The organism is Mesorhizobium helmanticense, from assembly GCF_003034915.1.
GTDB lineage: Bacteria > Pseudomonadota > Alphaproteobacteria > Rhizobiales > Rhizobiaceae > Mesorhizobium > Mesorhizobium helmanticense.
Map to the genome: position 1 here is coordinate 211995 of NZ_PZJX01000028.1, position 18028 is coordinate 230022.

Sequence of the window (18028 nt, forward strand, 5' to 3'; positions counted from 1 at the left end):
GCCCTGTCAAGGGTGGGGGTGCAATCTGTAGAGCGACGTGCGTCCATTTGGACGCACAAAGTACGCTCTAGTACTTTTGGATCTACGCATCGTGCTTTCCGAAAATCGATTCCGATTTTCGGGCCGATGCGTCTTTCGCCGAACGACGGAGCCTGAAGATGAGAACGCCGGCCAAGGCCGCGGCAAGACCGTACCAGGTAACGGCATATTGCAAATGGCTGTTCGGCAGGTCGATGATGGTGACGCCGCCGACCGGCAGGCCACCGGGATTTGGCGCCTTGTCGGCATCGATGAAGAATGGCACCAGGCGAGCCCCGGCCGGCAGGCCAGCGCTCTGTGCCATCGCGTCGCGGTCCTTCCAGTAGAAAATGTTCTTCTTCAGATCGTTGTCGGGAAGCATCATCGAGGGCTTCGCCGTCAGCGGGTTGCGGGCCAGGCCCGTCACCGTCACTTTGCCCGCCACCTGGCCTTGCGGACGCTTGGCCGCGTCCTTCAGGTCGTAAGGCACGAAGCCACGGTTGACCAGGACGAAACGGCCGTCGTCCAGTTGCAGCGGCGTGAAGACGTCGAAACCGGAAGCGCCTTCCCAGGTGGCGAAGAAATGCCGCTCGCCTTGATGCAGGAAGGTGCCGGTTGCCGTCACCGGTGTGTAGTCGACATCGCCGCTTGACGCGAATTCGTTTTCCACCTCGGCCAGCGAGCGGGGTGGCGAATGCGTGCGCTGGTCGATGGTCTGGAGAAGCGCTTCCTTCCAGTGCAGGCGCTGGACCTGCCAGGTGCCGAGCGCCAGAAGGATGAGGAACAGCACGAGGCCGAGGCCAAGCAGCAACGCCGTCTTTGGCCACGAACGGCCTGCAACCGGGCCGGAAGCCGCACTCATTCGCCGCGGTCCAGCCTGCCCTCTGCCGCCTTGTTGCGGTATTGCAGCGTCAGGAGCACGCCCTTGATCAGCCTGAGCGCCACCAGGCACAGCACCAGCGTCAGCGGTATCCACAGCAAGAGATGCAGCCAGAGCGGCGGGCTGAGCGTCACTTCCGTCCACAGCGCCAGCCCGACGACGATGAAGCCGATGATCAGGATGACGAACACCGCCGGCCCGTCGCCGGCATCGGCGTAGGAATAGTCGAGGCCGCAGTTGACGCAGCGCTTGCCGACGGTGAGGAATCCGGAAAACAGCCGTCCCTCGCCACAGCGCGGGCAGCGGCCGTGCAGGCCCGCCGAAATCGGATCGACCGGTGGCCAGATCGCCTTGTCTTCACTCATCTCGCTACCTTAATTCGCTTTCCCGCAAAAGATAAGGCGGCCACGTCGCCGCAGCCGCCCCATCAAAATCCGGATGCCTTTTGTCAGTGGCCCTCGATCATCGCGCCGTTCGAGGCCCAGACGTAGATGGACGCGAACAGGAACAGCCAGACCACGTCGACGAAGTGCCAGTACCAGGCGGCCGCCTCGAAGCCGAAATGCTGCTTGGGCGTGAAATCGCCCTTCATCGCGCGGACCAGGCAGACAGCCAAGAAGATGGTGCCGATGATGACGTGGAAACCGTGGAAGCCGGTGGCCATGAAGAACGTGGCGCCGTAGATGGAATCCTTGAAGCCAAAGGGCGCATGTATGTACTCGTAGGCCTGCACCATGGTGAACAGCAGGCCGAGGCCGACAGTCAGCACCAGGCCGTTGATCAGCCCCTTGCGGTCGCCATGGATGAGCGCGTGGTGCGCCCAGGTCACCGTGGTGCCCGACAGGAGCAGGATGATGGTGTTGTAGAGCGGCAGGTGGAAGGGATCGAGGACCTCCATTCCCTTCGGCGGCCAGACGCCACCGGTGAAGGTGGTGCGGGCGTATTGCTGGACCTCGCCGGGAAACAGGCTGGCGTCGAAGAAAGCCCAGAACCAGGCGACGAAGAACATCACCTCGGAAGCGATGAACATGATCATGCCGTAGCGCAGATGCAGCGACACGACGCGGGTGTGGTGGCCCTCATGCGCTTCCTTGATGGTGTCAGACCACCAGGCGAACATGGTGTAGATGACGATCAGGAGGCCGATGAAGAACAGCCAGGGATTGGCGATGTTGTAGCCGAAGATGGGGAAATCGCCGGCCTTGAGATACTGCATGTAGCAGACGCCGCCGATCGCGGTCACCAGCGCGCCGACCGAACCCAGGAAAGGCCACGGGCTGGGGTCGACGAGATGGTAGTCATGCTGTGGTTTTGCGTGCGCGTCTGCCATGTCAACCCCCGAGGCTTCCTTCGGTATTTGAAATCTTGTTGCTGCTTTCGGCCGGAAGCGACGACGCCACCGGCTTCTTCTTCTCGACCGGGAACATCGTGTAGGACAGGGTGATGGTACTCAAGTCCTTCAGTTCCGGAACATTGACGATGTCGGGATCTACATAAAACACGACCGGCATGTCCAGCGTCTCGCCGGGCTTCAGCGTCGTGTCGGTGAAGCAGAAACATTCGACCTTGTTGAAGTAAGGCCCGGCCAATTCCGGCTGCACGTTGAAGGTGGCGCGGCCGGTGACGGCGCGGCTGAACTTGTTGGTCGCGCTGTAATGCGCCTGGGTCGTCTCGCCTATCTTGATGGTGACCGAGCGGGCGACCGGCTGGAACTGCCAGGGAACGCCGGCCGTGTTGGCGTCGAAGCGGATGGTGATATCGCGGTCGAGCACGCGATCGGCATATTGCTGGGTGGCGCGCTTGACCGTGCCGCCATAGCCGGTCGCCTTGCAGAACATCGCATAGAGCGGCACCGCGGCGTAGGCCATGCCGATCATGCCGCCGAAGAAGGCGACGCACACGCCCGCGACAATGCGGTTCGTGTTCTTCTTCCTGGGATCGGTCACGGTGTCGCGGTTCATCTCACATCGTTCCGGCGAGGTTGTGGCCAAACTTCACGATGGTGGCGACATAGAAGATAACGACAAGCACCGCCAGCGCCACGCCGATGGCGACCGAACGATTGCGCCGGGCCTTCTGCTGGCGCTCGGTCAGCGAAACGAGTTCAAGATTCTTGTCGACCATGGTCATGCTCCACCGATCGCCAGCGCGCGCCCGACAACGCAGTCGGCGAGATAGACGGCGAAGATGGCGAAGAGATAAAGCAGCGAGTAGCCGAACAGAGCCTTGGCCGGTTTCATCACCTTGTCGTCCGCCGCCATGCGCAGCACTTTCCAGGCATACCAGATGAAACCGGCGCCAAGCAGGGCCGCGACGACGCCATAGGCAGGCGTGGTGAAGCCGAGCACCCATGGCAGCACGCCCACGGGCGCCAGGATCAGCGCGTAGGCGAAGATCTGACGTCGGGTCGACGCCTGGCCGGCGACATTCGGCATCATAGGGATGCCGGCCCTGGCATAGTCCTCGGACTTGAAGAGAGCGAGCGCCCAGAAATGCGGCGGCGTCCACAGGAAGATGATCAGGAACAGGATGAGGCTTTCCAGGCTGACCGTTCCGGTCACCGCCGCCCAGCCGATGACGGGCGGGATGGCGCCGGCGGCACCGCCGATGACAATGTTCTGCGGCGTCCAGCGCTTCAGCCACATCGTGTAGATCACGGCGTAGAAGAAGATGGTGAAGGCGAGCAGCGTGGCTGACAGCCAGTTGACCAGCACGCCGAGCGTCATCACCGACATCACCGAGAGCACCAGTCCGAAGCTCAGCGCCTCGCCGGGCGGGATGCGGCCGGCCGGCACCGGACGGCTTGCGGTCCTGGTCATCACCGCATCGATATCGGCGTCGTACCACATGTTGAGAGCGCCGGAGGCGCCGGCGCCGATGGCGATCGACAGGATAGCGATCACCGCCAGTAGCGGATTGATGGTCACCGGCGCCGCGACCAGGCCGACAAACGCGGTGAACACCACCAGCGACATGACGCGCGGCTTCAGCAGGGCAAAGAAATCGCCCGCCGTCGCTTCCGACATGCGGAAACCCGCTTCGTCAGTCAATCTCTCGTCGACAAGGGCCATGCGTACTTAAAGTCCATCATTCCGTTGGCCAAAACCGCCGGGCGGGCCGGCGGTTTCTTATTCGCGGGCAACCGCCTATTTGATCTTCGGCAGTTGTTCCCACTGGTGGAAGGGCGGCGGCGAAGGCAGCTGCCATTCGAGCGTCGTCGCACCCTCGCCCCATGGATTGGCGCCAGCCACCCGCTTCTTCTGGAAGGCCTCGAACACGCCGTAGAGGAAGATGACGACGCCGATGGCCGAGATGTAGGAGCCGTAGGACGACACCATGTTCCAGCCGGCGAAGGCATCCGGATAGTCGATGTAGCGGCGCGGCATGCCCGAAAGGCCGAGGAAATGCTGCGGGAAGAAGACCAGGTTGACGCCGACGAAGGTGACCCAGAAATGGGTGTTGCCGATGACAGGCGAATACATGTAGCCGGTCATCTTCGGGAACCAGTAATACCAGCCGGCGAAGATGGCGAAGACCGCGCCCAGCGACAGCACGTAATGGAAGTGCGCGACGACGAAATAGGTGTCGTGCAGCGGGCGGTCGAGGCCGGCATTGGCGAGCTGGACGCCGGTGACGCCGCCGACGGTGAACAGGAAGATGAAGCCGATCGCCCACAGCATCGGGGTCTTCAGCGAAATCGACCCGCCCCACATGGTGGCGATCCAGGAGAAGATCTTCACGCCCGTCGGCACGGCGATGACCATGGTGGCGAAGACGAAGTAGCGCTGCGTGTCGAGCGACAGGCCGGTCGTATACATATGGTGCGCCCAGACGATGAAGCCGACGGCGCCGATGGCGACCATGGCATAGGCCATGCCGAGATAACCGAACACCGGCTTCTTCGAAAAGGTCGAGACGATGTGGCTGATGATGCCGAAGCCGGGCAGGATCAGAATGTAGACTTCCGGATGGCCGAAGAACCAGAACAGGTGCTGGAACAGGATCGGGTCACCGCCGCCGTCCGGCGTGAAGAAGGTGGTGCCGAAATTGCGGTCGGTCAAAAGCATGGTGATGCCGCCGGCAAGAACCGGCAGCGACAGCAGCAGCAGGAAGGCGGTGATCAGCACCGACCAGGCAAACAGCGGCATCTTGTGCATGGTCATGCCAGGGGCGCGCATGTTGAAGATGGTGGTGATGAAATTGATGGCGCCGAGGATCGAGGAGGCGCCGGCGATATGCAGCGACAGGATGGCCAGATCCATCGCCGGTCCGGGCTGACCCGATGTCGATAGCGGCGGATAGATCGTCCAGCCGCCGCCGACGCCGTAGGCCCCGGGCGCGCTCGGTACGAACATCGAGGTGAGCAGCAGGATCAGAGCCGGTGGCAACAGCCAGAAGGAGATGTTGTTCATGCGCGGGAAGGCCATGTCAGGCGCACCGATCATTATCGGCACCATCCAGTTGGCGAAGCCGCCGATCAGCGCCGGCATGACCATGAAGAAGATCATGATCAGCGCATGCGCGGTGGTGAAGGCATTGTACATGCTCTTGCCGCCGTCGATCGCTGCATCGCCATCCATGCCATAGACCATCTGCGCCAGGCCGGTGAAGATCTGGATGCCCGGTTCCATCAGCTCCATGCGCATGACGACCGAAAGCGCGCCGCCGATGCAGCCCGCGATGATGGCGAAGATCAGGTAGAGCGTACCGATATCCTTGTGGTTGGTCGAATACACCCAGCGGACCCAGCCATGATAGGGCTTGTGGTCATGATCGCCGTGAGCTGCAGCCTCTGCCATGTTCCGCTCCGTTCCCTGATCTTTCCTGGCCGCGGCATCAGTTGCCGGCGGCCGCTACCTTGTCTGCGCTGTCGACTTGGGCCATCAACGCCTTGTTGGCGCCAGGCAGGTCGGTCCTGGCCGCTGCCAGCCAGGTGTTGTACTGCGCGTCGGAAACGACGCGAATCGCGATCGGCATGAAGGCGTGGTCCTTGCCGCAGAGTTCCGAACACTGGCCGTAGTAGAGCCCTTCCTTCTCGGCCTTGAACCAAACCTCGTTGATGCGGCCAGGGACAGCGTCTGTCTTGATGCCGAAGGACGGCATGGCGAAGGCATGGATCACGTCGGTCGCCGTGACCAGCACGCGCGTCATGGTGTTGACCGGCACCACCAACTCGTTGTCGACGGTTAGCAGGCGCGGATAGACGGCGCGATCTTCCTTGCCGGCCGCCGCGCGGTCAGCATCCGCGAGGATGGCGGAATTGAAGGAAAGCGTCTTGTCGACCTGGTATTCATAGTCCCAGTTCCACTGGTTTCCCGTCGCCTTGATGGTCAGCTTGGCTTCTTCCGGCGGCGTATACTGCGCGGTCAGCAGCTGGAAAGAGGGAATGGCGAGGCAGAGCAGGACGACGACCGGCCCGACAGTCCAGATCACCTCGATCAGCGTGTTGTGGCTGGTCTTCGAAGGGACAGGATTCACACTCGCCCGGAACCTGAAGATGCAGTAGGCGAGCAGGAAAAGCACCAGTGCGGTGATTGGGACGACGAACCACATCGAGTAGTTCCCGAACCACTCGATCTGCCGCATGATGTCGGTTGCCGGAGGCTGAAAAGTGGTTTCCCAGGGTTGCGGCTGCGCCGCATGGGCAGACGCTCCAGCGAACAAGATGGCTGCGGCGCCTACACTTGCCACAAAATTGGCACTTGCCTTGGCGCTTGCCAGGAATTTTGCGCCTGCCAGGAATTTTCTCATCGCCCTCATCATCTCCCAGTTCCTCGCGATCGGACCGCAAGACTATCGAACAGGCCGGGATGGGAATCCCGGACAGTCCCAAGGGTGGTTCAAACCATACTCTATTTCCCTCCGCAAGAAAGGAGCGGAGGAAACCGTGCGGCATTTTTGCGCGCAAGCGCCGGCCGCGCCGTTAGGGTGGCAAAACGCGCTTCGCCGATCACCGGCTCGTGAACAGCAGCGACTGCTCCGGAGCAATGCGCCGGGCGGTCGCAATTCGGGCGAATTTGCTAGGGAAAAGCGCATAAACGCCCAGATCGGGGCAGACCGGCAGCGGTCTCATCCTTTACTTGGCCTTGGCGCGGCTTAAAGTGCCGTGATTCGCAATGGAGCCGTCATGACCTCTTGGCTTTCGAGACTTGGGCTTTCGAGAACCTTGGCGACGTTCGTCTTTCTCGCCGCGTTTGGCATTGGTTTGTCGGGGAGCTTGTCCGGGATCGGCCAGGCCAGTGCCGCGCAGCCTAGCGGCACGGTCAAGTCGACGCATGGCGCGTGGTCGATCATCTGCGACACGCCCGCCGGCGCGACTTCAGAACAATGCGTGATGATGCAGAACGTCGTCGCCGAGGACCGCCCCGAAATGGGGCTGTCCGTCGTCGTGCTGCGCACCGCCGACAACAAGGCCGAGATCCTGCGCGTGCTGGCGCCGCTCGGCGTGCTGTTGCCCAACGGGCTTGGTCTCAATGTAGACGGCAAGGACATCGGCCGCGCCTATTTCGTGCGCTGCTTCCAGGACGGCTGCTACGCAGAGGTCATTCTTGAAAAGCCGCTGCTCGACACGCTGAAGACCGGCACCTCGGCCACCTTCATCGTCTTCCAGACGCCGGAAGAGGGCATCGGCATTCCGGTCGACCTCAAGGGTTTCGCGGACGGCTTCGCCGCTCTGCCCTGAAATCAGCCCCACATCCCACCCCTTGATGATTATCTGGCCCGTCCGACGGCGATCGTCACCGCGTTTGGCGCCATTGCCGATTGTCTGAACCTGTTTTCGCTCCTACATCGGGGGAACGACGACCAATCTTCCATGAATGGACCTGCCATGAACAGCCTGATCGGCCAATTCGACATTTCCGACGATCGCATCAAGGAGATCGTCGCCGAGACCATCAACGGCGCCGATGACGGCGAACTGTTTCTCGAATACAGCGAGAGCGAAGCGCTGATGTTCGACAATGGCCGGCTGAAGACCGCCAATTTCAACACCGACCAGGGTTTTGGCCTGCGCGCGGTTGCCGGCGAGGCCAGCGGCTATGCGCATTCGAGCGACCTTTCCGAGGCGTCGCTGCTACGTGCCGCCGACGCCGTTTCAACGGTCAAGGGCGGCTATTCCGGCACGCTTGCCGCCGCACCCGCCCGCACCAACCGCCATCTCTATGGCGACGAGAATCCCATCCCCTCGCCGTCCTTCGAGGCCAAGGCCAAGCTGCTGCAGGAAATCGATGCCTGGCTGCGCGCCGAGGATCCGCGCGTGCGGCAAGTGACGGCCTCGCTCGCCGCCTCCTGGCAGCATGTCGAGATCGTGCGCGCCGACGGCCAGATGGTGCGCGATATCCGCCCGCTGGTCAGGATCAACGTGTCGGTGGTGGTCGGCGATGGCGACCGGCAGGAAAGCGGCTCCTACGGCATGGGTGGTCGCAAGGCGTTTGGCGAATTCCTGGTCGAGGAGAGCTGGAAGCACGCGGCCAAGGAGGCGCTGCGCCAGGCGCTGGTCAATCTCGAGGCCATCCCGGCGCCGGCCGGCACGTTCGACATCGTGCTGTCCAGCGGCTGGCCGGGCGTCATGCTGCACGAGGCCGTCGGCCACGGGCTGGAAGGCGACTTCAACCGCAAGAAGACGTCGGCCTTCGCCGGCCTGTTGGGCCAGCAGGTGGCAGCGAAGGGCGTGACAGTCGTCGACGACGGCACCTTGCCCGAACGGCGCGGCTCGTTGACCGTCGACGACGAAGGCACGCCCTCGGCCCGCAATGTGCTGATCGAGGACGGCAAGCTCGTCGGTTACATGCAGGATCGCCAGAACGCCCGGCTGATGGGCATGAAGGCGACCGGCAATGGAAGGCGCGAGGGCTACGCGCACCAGCCGATGCCACGCATGACCAACACCTACATGACAGCAGGCGACATGCAGCCGGAAGAAATCATCGCCTCGGTCAAGAACGGCATCTATGCCGTCTCGTTCGGCGGCGGCCAGGTCGACATCACCTCGGGCAAGTTCGTGTTCGGCTGCACCGAGGCCTACATGATCGAGAACGGCAAGGTGACGCAGCCGATCAAGGGCGCCATGCTGATCGGCAACGGCCCGGACGCCATGCACCGCGTTTCGATGATCGGCAACGACATGAAGCTCGACAACGGTATCGGCATGTGCGGCAAGGCCGGACAGGGCGTGCCCGTCGGCGTCGGCCAGCCGCATCTGAGGATGAACCAGATGACGGTGGGTGGGACAAGAGTTTGATGGAGACTGGTGCTTCCGACGGCGTTGTTCGAACACCCAAACCGGCAGCCCTGCCCTTTGCCCTGAGGCGACGTAGTTGCGCCTTGAATTTGGCTCGCCCTACGGGTATCTTACATTTGTCTTACATCAAGGGTGAGTTGAGATGGCCGCCGCGGAAAAGCTCATAACCACCGTCTCGACCAAGGGACAGGTCATTCTGCCCAGTGCGATCCGGAAACGGAGGGAATGGGACGCCGGCACACGCCTTCTGGTGGAAGATACTCCCGAGGGTGTACTGCTGAAGCCTGCGCCAGTCTTCGCCGAGACGCTGCCTGAGGACGTTTTTGGATCCCTGCCCCATAAAGGCAGGCCGAAGACGCTGGAAGAAATGGACGCAGGGGTGCTCGCCGAAGCACGGCGGCGCCATGCTCGCGATTGATACCAACCTGATCGTCCGCTACCTGACGGGCGATCATCCGACGCAGTCTCCTCGCGCCCGGTCGCTGATCGATGGCCAGCCGGTCTTTGTCGCCGTCACGGTGATCCTGGAAGTCGAGTGGGTACTACGCAGCACCTATGATTATGCGCCGCTCGAAATCGCCCATACGCTACGAGCGTTTTGTGGGCTCCCTACAGTGAATGTGGAAGACGGAGCGGTTGTATCGTCCGCTCTCGACCTCTCGGGGAAGGGGATGGATTTCGCCGATGCGCTGCATCTGGGCAAGTCCGCTCACTGCGCCGGCTTCGCCACCTTTGACCGCAAGTTCGTGAAGGCCGCAAAGGCGGCCGGGTATCACGGCGTGCAAGAAGCGTAGCGGGCCAGCCAGAGCGTCAGGCTGGCTCAGGCATAGATGCCGGAGCGGACTGCCCCCAGATAGGCAAGCACCTTGTCCGTCTTGCCCTCGCGAACAAGATCGTAAGCGGTCTTTCCCGCCCAGCCGGGGATCGGCCGATGCTTGAACCAGATCGCCGCGCGTTGCTCGTTGTCGGCCATTTCGCCCGCCATCGACAGGATGCGAACAACGGGACCGAGGGCAGCGCCGACCTTGCGCGCGCCGGCCTTGGCGGCAAGTGTGCTACGTGTGACACCGATCAGGCCGGCCAGTTCGGTCAAGTTGACGCCGAGCAGTTCAGCGACCCGCCTTGCCGAGGGGCTTGGTGACCCCTCACCACCGAAGCCCGATGCCGGGACTTCGAAGTCTCCAGTGTTCATGACGGCTTCCTAGCGCTTCGGATCTCTGTTCACTTCGCGCATAGTCCTATCCGGAACAGATCAGCTTGAAGCGTATGGCCTGCTGGAGCGAGCGGCTACGTCTTGCTTACAGATCTGCGCGACGTCGCATAGAGAATCAGGAAGCCGACAACACCGCCGATCGCTTGCCTGATCCAGCCACTCAGGTAGTCGACAGCCCCATCCTGGTTGGAGACATACAGCGCCGCGCCGACAAATGTCATGATCGCGATGCCAAGTGCATAGGATGGCAACAGCCCGATGCGGGTGACCTTTCTCAAAAGCCAGCCGATCAGCGCACCGGTGAGCGCCATGAACAAAGCGGCGCCCAAAATCTCAGCCACAACCCCTGATGAAAGAATTATTCTTCCTCTACCATAGCGTGCATTATGCCCGTTTCGGCCAGCAGTGCAAGATGGAAGAAACAAGAATTAGAGCGTGTCTCGCAAAGCCGTTCAACGCGACGCGCCTAACGCCTTCGCCTCGGCTTCTCCAGCAGCGCCACGGCCTCGACATGCGGCGACCACAGGAACTGGTCGATCGGGGTGACACTTTTCAGGGTGTAGCCGCCGTCCAGCAGGATGCGCAAATCCCTGGCCAGCGTCACCGGATTGCAGGACACCGCGGCGACATAGGGCACATCCGAGCGGGCGATCTGCTTCGACTGGTCTTCCGCACCCGCTCGTGGCGGATCGAAGACCAGACCGTCGAAGGTGTTCAATTCCTTGAAGGTGAGCGGCCGCCGGAACAGGTCGCGACGTTCGCTGGTCACCCGCTTCAGGCCGCTGGCGAAACGAAAGCCATGATCGAGCGCCGCAAGGGCCGGCGCATCGCCTTCCACCGCATGGACTTCCGACTTCGCGGCCAGGCGCAGCGCAAAACTGCCGCAACCGGCGAAGAGATCGGCGACTTTTTTCGCGCGCAACAGATGCTGGCCGACGATGCCGGCCATCGCCTGCTCGGCGGCCTCGGTGGCCTGCAGGAAGGCGCCCGGCGGCACCGCGACGGCGACACCACCAAACAGGACGACCGGTTTCTTTGGTTCGATGATGATCTCGCCGTCGATCGACAGCCTGGCCAACCCCTCGGCGATGACGAAGTTGGAGGCGACGCGGCGCTGGTTGTCGCCGAGCTTGCCGGACTCGTGAGCCGCGACATCGAGGCCGGAACCGGTCGCTGTCACCGTCATGTGGAACGATTTGGTCGTTGTGCAGATCAGCCCGGCGAGGGTCTTCAAGCGGTCGAGTGCTGCGACGATGCCGGGCAGCGAGATCGGGCATTCCTCGATGGCAATGATTTCGGACGACAGCGCACGGACGAAACCGAGCCGCATGCCGGCGTCCGTGCGCCGCGCACTGAAGACGACGCGGCGGCGCGTCTGTGGCGCGCACGGCACCAGCGCTCCGACGTCGCAAGCGATACCCTTGCTCTTCAGCGCATGCGCGACCTTGTCGCGCTTCCACCTATGATAAGCTTCGGCTTCGAAGTGCTGGATGGCGCAGCCGCCGCATTCGGCGAAATGCCGGCAGGCCGGGTCGATCCTGAGCGGCGAAGCCTCCAGCACCGACATCAGCGTGGCGCGGTCCTTTTCGCGCGCGGCGGTCACGGTTTCGCCGGGCAGCGTGAAGGGAATGAAAACCTCGCCGCTGTCGGTCTCGGCAACGCCGTCGCCCTGGGAGCCCAGCCTTGCGATTTGGAAGCGCGCGCTCATCGGTCCCCAATCCCGGTGTCCCCGATCCCAGTGTCCTTGATCCCGGCAAGCAGGAACTCGCGATTGCCGTCGCTGCCTTCAATCGGCGACAGGTTCAGCCCCAGCGAGCGCCAGCCGGGAACGCCCTCCAGCCAATCCCCGAGCAGGCCGGCAACACGCGCCGCATCGTAGGGATCCCTCAGCAAGCCACCCTTGCCGATTGCCGCACGGCCGGCCTCGAACTGCGGCTTGACCAGCAGCAGCGCGCGCGCACCTTTGCCGGCCAGTTCCAGTGCCGGCGGCAAGGCAAGCTTCAACGAAATGAAGCTGACATCGCAGACGATGAAATTGGGAATGCGGCCGGCAAGATCATTGGCCAGCAGATCGCGGGCATTGAGGCCCTCGATGACGGTGACACGCGGATCGCCAGAAATGTCGGGATGTATCTGGCCGTGGCCGACATCGATCGCCGTGACATGTGCCGCGCCGCGTTCGAGCAGCACCTGGGTGAAGCCACCGGTCGAGGCGCCGACATCGAGTGCTTCGCTGCCCGAGGGATCGAGGCGGAAATGGTCGAGCCCGGCGATCAGCTTCAGCGCCGCGCGCGAAACATAGCCCCGGGCCGGATCGTCGATGGCGATGCGACAGTCGGGCAAGACGGTCTGGCCGGGCTTGCGGGCGACGACGCCGTCGACCGTCACGGTGCCGCGCTCGATGGCATCACGGGCGCGCGAGCGGCTGGGAAACAGACCGCGCGCGACGAGCAGTTCGTCAAGCCGCTGGCGTATGCTGGCTGGCATGGGGGAATTCATCGGCCTTCATGGCGAAAGCCGGCCGCGAAGGCAAGGATATTAGAGCAGGGAACGCTGACCGGCCCCACGGCGTGTTGAATATCGCACCCAGTCCGGCAAAATGTGAGGAGCGAGATGCCTCTAGCTTCTAGAAGATCGTCCGCGAAACCTGCCGTTCGACAGCCGGCGCCAGACCATCGCCCTGGTCGCCGGAAGCTTGCCGGCGCGGGCGCTCGGTGGAGGCAGGCGGCGGCGACGCGGCTTCGGGAACGACAACGAATTGCGGCATCTGCTTGTAGGAAAAGCCGCCGCGGATATCACCCATCTTGCTGGCGACGATGCCCGCCGCCGCTTTTTCGAGATTGCGGTCATAAGGCGTTTCGGCGACGGCCGGCGTGGCGATGACAGCCAAAAGCGCCACGCCGCACAGAAGCGTTCTCATGTATTGGTCTCCCTGCCTGATCAAACCTTAGCAGGGCGCCGTTGAAAAATGGCCAAGAGACAGGGTAAGCAAAACGCCAAACGGCAGCGTGAACAACAGGTTACCCTTGTTCGCCGGCAAATTGATTCAAGCCGTTGAGGTTTTGATTCAGGCGCGTTGCGCGCTGACGGCGTGGCCAAGGGCGACGAAGACCGTGCGCACGATGCCGGCCGAATCCAGCCCGGCGTCGGCATACATCTTTTCGGGCTTGGCGTGATCGGTGAACACGTCGGGCAGCACCAGCGGGCGCACCTTCAGGCCGCTCTCCAGCAAGCCTTCATGGGCGAGGAATTGTAGCACGTGGCTGGCGAAGCCGCCAACCGCGCCTTCTTCCACGGTCACCAGGACCTCATGCGAACGCGCCAGCCGCCGGATCATATCCTCATCGAGCGGCTTGGCGAAACGGGCGTCGGCAACAGTGGTGGAAAGCCCGGCCGCGCCGAGTTCCTCCGCCGCAGCCAGGCAATCCTGCAGCCGCGTGCCGAAGGAAAGGAGCGCTACCTTGGTGCCTTCCCTGACGATGCGGCCCTTGCCGATTTCGAGCACAGAGCCACGCTCCGGCATGTCGATGCCAACGCCGTTGCCGCGCGGATAGCGGAAGGCAATAGGCCCCTCATCATAGTGCGCGGCCGTGCGCACCATGTGGCGCAGTTCCGCTTCATCGGCCGCCGCCATGACGACGAAACCGGGCAGCGTCGCCAGAAAGGTGGTGTCGAAGGCGCCGCAATGGGTGGCGCCATCAGCGCCGACGAAGCCGGCGCGGTCGATGGGAAAGCGCACCGGCAGGCCCTGGATCGCCACGTCATGGACGACCTGATCGTAGGCGCGCTGCAAGAAAGTCGAATAGATCGCGGCAAAGGGCCTGTAGCCCTCGGTGGCGAGGCCGGCGGCGAAGGTCACCGCATGCTGCTCGGCGATGCCGACATCGAAGGTCCTCGTCGGGAACACCTCGCCGAAAAGATCTAGACCCGTACCGTTCGGCATGGCGGCGGTGACGGCGACGATACGCTCGTCCTCCCGGGCCTCCTGGATCAGGCTCTCGGCAAAGACCTTGGTGTAGCTTGGCGCGTTGGCTGGCGCCTTGGCCTGCGCGCCGGTGATGACGTCGAATTTGTTGACGCCGTGATATTTGTCGGGCGCGGCCTCGGCCGGCCCGTAGCCCTTGCCCTTCTGGGTCACGACATGGATCAGCACCGGGCCGTCGGCATTGTCGCGGACATTCTTCAGCACGGGGATCAGATGCTCGAGATTGTGCCCGTCGATCGGGCCGATATGGTAGAAGCCAAGCTCCTCGAACAGCGTGCCGCCGGTGACGTAGCCGCGCGCATGCTCGACCGCCCGGGTGATGGCGCGATCGGCGCGCTCGCCCAGATAGGAGGTCAGCTTCTTGCCGAAATCGCGCAAGCCGAGATAGGTCTTGCCGGAAGCAAGCCGGGCCAGATAGGCGCTCATCGCGCCGGTCGGCGGGGCGATCGACATGTCGTTGTCGTTGAGGATGACGATCAGGCGGGCATCGAGCGCACCGGCATTGTTCATGGCTTCATAGGCCATGCCGGCCGACATGGCGCCGTCGCCGATGACGGCAATGACATTGTTGCGGCCGCCGGAAAGGTCGCGCGCCATCGCCATGCCGAGGCCAGCGGAAATCGAGGTCGAGGAATGCGCGGCGCCGAACGGATCGTATTCGCTCTCGGCGCGCCGGGTGAAGCCGGACAGGCCGCCCTCTTGCCGCAAGGTGCGGATGCGGTCGCGGCGGCCGGTCAGGATCTTGTGCGGATAGGCCTGATGGCCGACATCCCAGATCAGCCGGTCATCCGGCGTGTTGAAGACATAATGCAGCGCAACCGTCAGTTCGACCACGCCAAGGCCGGCGCCAAGATGTCCGCCAGTGTGGGACACGGCGTCGATCAACTCGGCACGAAGCTCCGACGCCAGCTGCGGCAGCTCGCCTTCGGCAAGCGTCCTGAGGTCGGCCGGAATGCGGACCTTGTCGAGAAGCGGCGTATCGGGCTTTGCGTTCACTGGTTACGGGCCTGCTCGGGCTTTTTGTTCATCGCGAGATAGGCCGAAGGCCTTTGAATGTAAATGCGTGTCAGTGACGCGGCACGGATACAAAGTGTTAAAATGCCCTGTGTGCGCCCAAGAGGCTGCATTCTAATTGTCCGGCAAAGGAATGAATTCTTTCTCATCTCCCGGAACGATATCGAAGCGCCCCGTCTTCCATTCTTCTTTCGCCTGTTCGATGCGTTCCTTCGACGACGAGACGAAATTCCACCAGATATAGCGCTTTGAGCCGAGCGAGGCGCCGCCGAACAACATGAAATGAGCGCCGCCTTCCGACGACACAACAATCTCGTCGCCGGGCCGGAACACCAGCAGCCGCTCGGCCGGAAAGCGGTCTCCGGAAATCGAAACCTCGCCCTCAAGCGTATAGATGGCACGTTCTTCGGCATCGGCCGGGATTTTCACGCTGGCGCCGGGCGCCAGGGTGAGATCGGCATAGAGCGTTTCCGAGGCGGTGCTTACCGGAGACCGCAGCCCGGAAAACGCGCCGATGACGACGCGTCCGATGACGCCATCGGCATCGATCTCGGGCAGGTGCAACGAGGCCGTGTTCTCGAAGACAGGTGCGACCTCTTCCTTACCGTCCGGCAGCGCCAGCCATGTCTGCAGGCCGGATACCGACATCGGCGCCCCGCGCAACTCCTCCGGCGTGCGCTCGGAATGGACGATGCCGCGGCCGGCAGTCATCAGATTCACGTCGCCGGGCTGGATCACCATTTCGGTGCCGAGCGAATCGCGGTGCCTGATCTTGCCGTCGAACAGGTAGGTGACCGTCGACAGGCCGATATGCGGATGCGGACGGACATCGAGCGCCTGGCCGGCCCGCAGGATCGCCGGACCCATGCGGTCGAAGAAGATGAAAGGCCCGACCAGGCGGCGCCTGGCGGTCGGCAGGGCACGCCGAACCTGGAAGCCGCCGATGTCCTTGGCGTTGGGAACGACCATCAATTCGATCTGGTCGCTGGCGAAGGCATCGCCGGCCTGCGGGTCATTTCCAGGAAAGAAGCTCATGCGGTTTCCTCAGGCGAAGCGAAGTGCGGATCTGGCTTTCGCCCTGGCCGCCACCTCTTCGCGATTGCGCGGTTCTTGCGTGGTTTCCATCGAATCCAGCAGTTCGCGCGCAGCAGCTGCGATCGCCTCGACGGCATGGTTGAAGGCATGCTCGTTGCGCTTGGAAGGTTTGGCGGAGCCGCTCAGCTTGCGGACAAACTGAAGTGCGGCGTCATGCACTTCGTCGTTGGTCGCCGGCGGATCGAAATTGAACAGGGTCTTGATGTTTCGGCACATCGTTCGCAATCTCCTCGTCCTGGAGCCGTTTCAATCGGGATGAGTTTTATCCTCAATCATGATCATGTCCAAAAGCCGGTAAGGCGAAATTGTGGTTGAGGCCGTGCCTCAATCCGCATCGAGCGGCTCTGTTCCCACCGGCTTGCCGTCGCGCGACAGCCTGATTTTCTCGACCTTGTCCTCGGCCGCCTTCAGAAGCCGGTCGCAATGCACCTTCAGCGCCTCGCCGCGCTCATAGATGCGGATCGACTGGTCGAGCGGCACGTCGCCGCGCTCCAGATCATCGACGATCTTCTCCAGCGCGTCGAGCGCCTGTTCGAAGCTCATCGCCTTGACGTCTTCATTCGCTTCGCCAGCCATTCCTCATCCTTTCATCAGTCGCCCGACATGGGCGGCGACCGAAAATGCCAATCCCTGCAGATCGTAGCCGCCTTCCAGCAGGCTGACGAGCCGATTGCCGCTGTGGCGCCCGGCACACTCGATCAACTGGCCGGTCGCCCAGTCGAAATCATCCTCGGTCAGGTTGATCTCGGCCAGGGGATCACGGTGATGCGCGTCGAAACCGGCAGAGATGATGATGAGGTCGGGCGCGAAATTGTCGAGCGCCGGCAAAACGCGCGACAGGAAGGCGTCGCGGAACATGTCGCTGCCGGTGCGCGGCGCCAGCGGCGCGTTGACGATGTTGCCGGCGCCGGTTTCGCTCCTGGCCCCGGTGCCGGGATAAAGCGGCATCTGGTGCGTCGAGCAATAGAGCACCGACGGATCGTCCCAGAAAATGTCCTGCGTGCCGTTGCCGTGGTGCACGTCCCAGTCGACGATTGCGACGCGCTCGGCGCCATGCTTGCGCTGCGCATAACGCGCCGCGATCGCCGCGGTGTTGAACAGGCAGAAACCCATGGACGTCGTCTTCTCGGCATGATGGCCAGGTGGCCGGGCGGCGACAAAGACGTTGTCGGCGCGCCTCTCGAAAACGTCGTCGACAGCGGCGTTGGCGGCGCCGATCGCGGTCACGGCCGCCTGCCAGCTTTTCGGGCTGGCGGTGGTGTCAGCATCGATGCGGGCGATGCCGGTGTCGGGTATGGCGGCACGAACGCGCGCGACGAATTGCTCAGGATGCGCGTAGAGAATGGTCGCCTCGTCGCCTTCCGGCGCCTCGGCACGATCAAGTGCCGCAAAGGCCTCGTCGTCGAGCACGCGCTCGATGGCGCGCAAACGGTCGGGCCGTTCCGGATGACCGGGCGGCGTTATATGTTCGAGGAAGATCGGATGGGTGTAGAGCCGTGTGACCATGCCCCGATATAGGCGCGCCCGGCCGTTTTGACCATGTTTTCGCACGACCAAAGCCAGACGTTCAACAGGGTTTAG

General features: G+C 62.9%; 22 protein-coding genes. 4 read left to right on the top strand and 18 right to left on the bottom strand.

The features are described 5' to 3' along the window. Positions 1-82: 82 nt before the first annotated feature. The 8 genes from C9427_RS15625 to coxB all read right to left on the bottom strand — a co-directional run bounded on the left by C9427_RS15625 (position 83) and on the right by coxB (position 6649). Positions 83-880 (bottom strand): SURF1 family protein, encoded by a 798-nt coding sequence (locus C9427_RS15625; protein WP_167434365.1) that lies wholly within the window; start codon positions 878-880, stop codon positions 83-85. After that, positions 877-1263 (bottom strand): DUF983 domain-containing protein, encoded by a 387-nt coding sequence (locus C9427_RS15630; protein ID WP_107650024.1) that lies wholly within the window; start codon positions 1261-1263, stop codon positions 877-879. Before C9427_RS15630 ends, C9427_RS15625 begins: the two co-directional genes overlap by 4 nt. A gap of 83 nt (positions 1264-1346) precedes the next feature. After that, a complete protein-coding gene (locus C9427_RS15635) occupies positions 1347-2228 on the bottom strand; it encodes a cytochrome c oxidase subunit 3 (RefSeq protein WP_107650025.1) in 882 nt (293 codons plus the stop codon). A 1-nt stretch (position 2229) separates the two neighbouring features. Then, the gene (locus C9427_RS15640) at positions 2230-2859 is read right to left on the bottom strand and encodes a cytochrome c oxidase assembly protein (RefSeq protein ID WP_107650026.1); all 630 of its coding nucleotides are present in this window, start codon (positions 2857-2859) and stop codon (positions 2230-2232) included. Position 2860: 1 nt separating this feature from the next. Then, positions 2861-3022, bottom strand: coding sequence for a hypothetical protein (locus C9427_RS15645; protein WP_107650175.1), 162 nt, complete (start codon positions 3020-3022; stop codon positions 2861-2863). A 2-nt stretch (positions 3023-3024) separates the two neighbouring features. Then, entirely contained in the window at positions 3025-3969 is a 945-nt protein-coding gene (locus C9427_RS15650) for a heme o synthase (RefSeq protein WP_107650027.1), read from the bottom strand. A gap of 75 nt (positions 3970-4044) precedes the next feature. Beyond that, positions 4045-5697, bottom strand: a complete 1653-nt coding sequence (ctaD, locus tag C9427_RS15655; protein ID WP_107650028.1) for a cytochrome c oxidase subunit I — start codon at positions 5695-5697, stop codon at positions 4045-4047. A gap of 37 nt (positions 5698-5734) precedes the next feature. Continuing rightward, positions 5735-6649, bottom strand: a complete 915-nt coding sequence (coxB, locus tag C9427_RS15660; RefSeq protein WP_107650029.1) for a cytochrome c oxidase subunit II — start codon at positions 6647-6649, stop codon at positions 5735-5737. A gap of 376 nt (positions 6650-7025) precedes the next feature. Here coxB and C9427_RS15665 point away from each other — a divergent pair, with 376 nt between their 5' ends. From C9427_RS15665 to C9427_RS15680, 4 genes are all read left to right on the top strand, one after another. Next, entirely contained in the window at positions 7026-7580 is a 555-nt protein-coding gene (locus tag C9427_RS15665) for an invasion associated locus B family protein (RefSeq protein WP_107650030.1), read from the top strand. A 147-nt stretch (positions 7581-7727) separates the two neighbouring features. Beyond that, positions 7728-9140 carry a metalloprotease TldD gene (gene tldD / locus C9427_RS15670; RefSeq protein ID WP_107650176.1) on the top strand — a complete coding sequence of 471 codons (1413 nt, stop codon included), beginning with the start codon at positions 7728-7730 and terminating at the stop codon, positions 9138-9140. A 142-nt stretch (positions 9141-9282) separates the two neighbouring features. Then, the gene (locus C9427_RS15675; RefSeq protein ID WP_107650031.1) at positions 9283-9558 is read left to right on the top strand and encodes an AbrB/MazE/SpoVT family DNA-binding domain-containing protein; all 276 of its coding nucleotides are present in this window, start codon (positions 9283-9285) and stop codon (positions 9556-9558) included. Continuing rightward, positions 9545-9934, top strand: coding sequence for a type II toxin-antitoxin system VapC family toxin (locus C9427_RS15680; protein WP_107650032.1), 390 nt, complete (start codon positions 9545-9547; stop codon positions 9932-9934). The genes C9427_RS15675 and C9427_RS15680 overlap by 14 nt, the downstream gene beginning before the upstream one ends. A 26-nt stretch (positions 9935-9960) precedes the next feature. Here C9427_RS15680 and C9427_RS15685 read toward each other — a convergent pair whose 3' ends face one another. The 10 genes from C9427_RS15685 to C9427_RS15730 all read right to left on the bottom strand — a co-directional run bounded on the left by C9427_RS15685 (position 9961) and on the right by C9427_RS15730 (position 17953). Continuing rightward, positions 9961-10332 (bottom strand): antitoxin Xre/MbcA/ParS toxin-binding domain-containing protein, encoded by a 372-nt coding sequence (locus C9427_RS15685; RefSeq protein ID WP_107650033.1) that lies wholly within the window; start codon positions 10330-10332, stop codon positions 9961-9963. Between the two features lie 95 nt (positions 10333-10427). Beyond that, positions 10428-10694 carry a hypothetical protein gene (locus tag C9427_RS15690; protein ID WP_245437083.1) on the bottom strand — a complete coding sequence of 89 codons (267 nt, stop codon included), beginning with the start codon at positions 10692-10694 and terminating at the stop codon, positions 10428-10430. A gap of 125 nt (positions 10695-10819) precedes the next feature. Beyond that, entirely contained in the window at positions 10820-12061 is a 1242-nt protein-coding gene (locus tag C9427_RS15695) for a class I SAM-dependent RNA methyltransferase (RefSeq protein ID WP_107650034.1), read from the bottom strand. Next, positions 12058-12852, bottom strand: a complete 795-nt coding sequence (locus tag C9427_RS15700; protein ID WP_107650035.1) for a TlyA family RNA methyltransferase — start codon at positions 12850-12852, stop codon at positions 12058-12060. The genes C9427_RS15695 and C9427_RS15700 overlap by 4 nt, the downstream gene beginning before the upstream one ends. A gap of 127 nt (positions 12853-12979) precedes the next feature. Continuing rightward, a complete protein-coding gene (locus C9427_RS15705; RefSeq protein WP_107650036.1) occupies positions 12980-13273 on the bottom strand; it encodes a hypothetical protein in 294 nt (97 codons plus the stop codon). Positions 13274-13420: 147 nt separating this feature from the next. Next, positions 13421-15334, bottom strand: a complete 1914-nt coding sequence (gene dxs / locus C9427_RS15710) for a 1-deoxy-D-xylulose-5-phosphate synthase (RefSeq protein WP_107650037.1) — start codon at positions 15332-15334, stop codon at positions 13421-13423. A 132-nt stretch (positions 15335-15466) separates the two neighbouring features. Then, positions 15467-16387, bottom strand: coding sequence for a pirin family protein (locus C9427_RS15715; protein ID WP_107650038.1), 921 nt, complete (start codon positions 16385-16387; stop codon positions 15467-15469). Positions 16388-16396: 9 nt separating this feature from the next. Further along, positions 16397-16663, bottom strand: coding sequence for a DUF2277 domain-containing protein (locus C9427_RS15720; RefSeq protein WP_107650039.1), 267 nt, complete (start codon positions 16661-16663; stop codon positions 16397-16399). A 108-nt stretch (positions 16664-16771) separates the two neighbouring features. Continuing rightward, the gene (locus tag C9427_RS15725; RefSeq protein ID WP_006330579.1) at positions 16772-17023 is read right to left on the bottom strand and encodes an exodeoxyribonuclease VII small subunit; all 252 of its coding nucleotides are present in this window, start codon (positions 17021-17023) and stop codon (positions 16772-16774) included. Between the two features lie 3 nt (positions 17024-17026). Then, a complete protein-coding gene (locus C9427_RS15730; protein WP_107650040.1) occupies positions 17027-17953 on the bottom strand; it encodes a histone deacetylase family protein in 927 nt (308 codons plus the stop codon). Positions 17954-18028: the final 75 nt, after the last annotated feature.

Bases quoted from the DNA above. Each gene is read 5' to 3' on its own strand.
- C9427_RS15625 (WP_167434365.1), bottom strand. From the start codon at position 880: ATGAGTGCGGCTTCCGGCCCGGTTGCAGGCCGTTCGTGGCCAAAGACG.
- C9427_RS15630 (WP_107650024.1), bottom strand. From the start codon at position 1,263: ATGAGTGAAGACAAGGCGATCTGGCCACCGGTCGATCCGATTTCGGCG.
- C9427_RS15635 (WP_107650025.1), bottom strand. From the start codon at position 2,228: ATGGCAGACGCGCACGCAAAACCACAGCATGACTACCATCTCGTCGAC.
- C9427_RS15640 (WP_107650026.1), bottom strand. From the start codon at position 2,859: ATGAACCGCGACACCGTGACCGATCCCAGGAAGAAGAACACGAACCGC.
- C9427_RS15645 (WP_107650175.1), bottom strand. From the start codon at position 3,022: ATGGTCGACAAGAATCTTGAACTCGTTTCGCTGACCGAGCGCCAGCAG.
- C9427_RS15650 (WP_107650027.1), bottom strand. From the start codon at position 3,969: ATGGCCCTTGTCGACGAGAGATTGACTGACGAAGCGGGTTTCCGCATG.
- ctaD (WP_107650028.1), bottom strand. From the start codon at position 5,697: ATGGCAGAGGCTGCAGCTCACGGCGATCATGACCACAAGCCCTATCAT.
- coxB (WP_107650029.1), bottom strand. From the start codon at position 6,649: ATGAGAAAATTCCTGGCAGGCGCAAAATTCCTGGCAAGCGCCAAGGCA.
- C9427_RS15665 (WP_107650030.1), top strand. From the start codon at position 7,026: ATGACCTCTTGGCTTTCGAGACTTGGGCTTTCGAGAACCTTGGCGACG.
- tldD (WP_107650176.1), top strand. From the start codon at position 7,728: ATGAACAGCCTGATCGGCCAATTCGACATTTCCGACGATCGCATCAAG.
- C9427_RS15675 (WP_107650031.1), top strand. From the start codon at position 9,283: ATGGCCGCCGCGGAAAAGCTCATAACCACCGTCTCGACCAAGGGACAG.
- C9427_RS15680 (WP_107650032.1), top strand. From the start codon at position 9,545: ATGCTCGCGATTGATACCAACCTGATCGTCCGCTACCTGACGGGCGAT.
- C9427_RS15685 (WP_107650033.1), bottom strand. From the start codon at position 10,332: ATGAACACTGGAGACTTCGAAGTCCCGGCATCGGGCTTCGGTGGTGAG.
- C9427_RS15695 (WP_107650034.1), bottom strand. From the start codon at position 12,061: ATGAGCGCGCGCTTCCAAATCGCAAGGCTGGGCTCCCAGGGCGACGGC.
- C9427_RS15700 (WP_107650035.1), bottom strand. From the start codon at position 12,852: ATGAATTCCCCCATGCCAGCCAGCATACGCCAGCGGCTTGACGAACTG.
- C9427_RS15705 (WP_107650036.1), bottom strand. From the start codon at position 13,273: ATGAGAACGCTTCTGTGCGGCGTGGCGCTTTTGGCTGTCATCGCCACG.
- C9427_RS15715 (WP_107650038.1), bottom strand. From the start codon at position 16,387: ATGAGCTTCTTTCCTGGAAATGACCCGCAGGCCGGCGATGCCTTCGCC.
- C9427_RS15720 (WP_107650039.1), bottom strand. From the start codon at position 16,663: ATGTGCCGAAACATCAAGACCCTGTTCAATTTCGATCCGCCGGCGACC.
- C9427_RS15725 (WP_006330579.1), bottom strand. From the start codon at position 17,023: ATGGCTGGCGAAGCGAATGAAGACGTCAAGGCGATGAGCTTCGAACAG.
- C9427_RS15730 (WP_107650040.1), bottom strand. From the start codon at position 17,953: ATGGTCACACGGCTCTACACCCATCCGATCTTCCTCGAACATATAACG.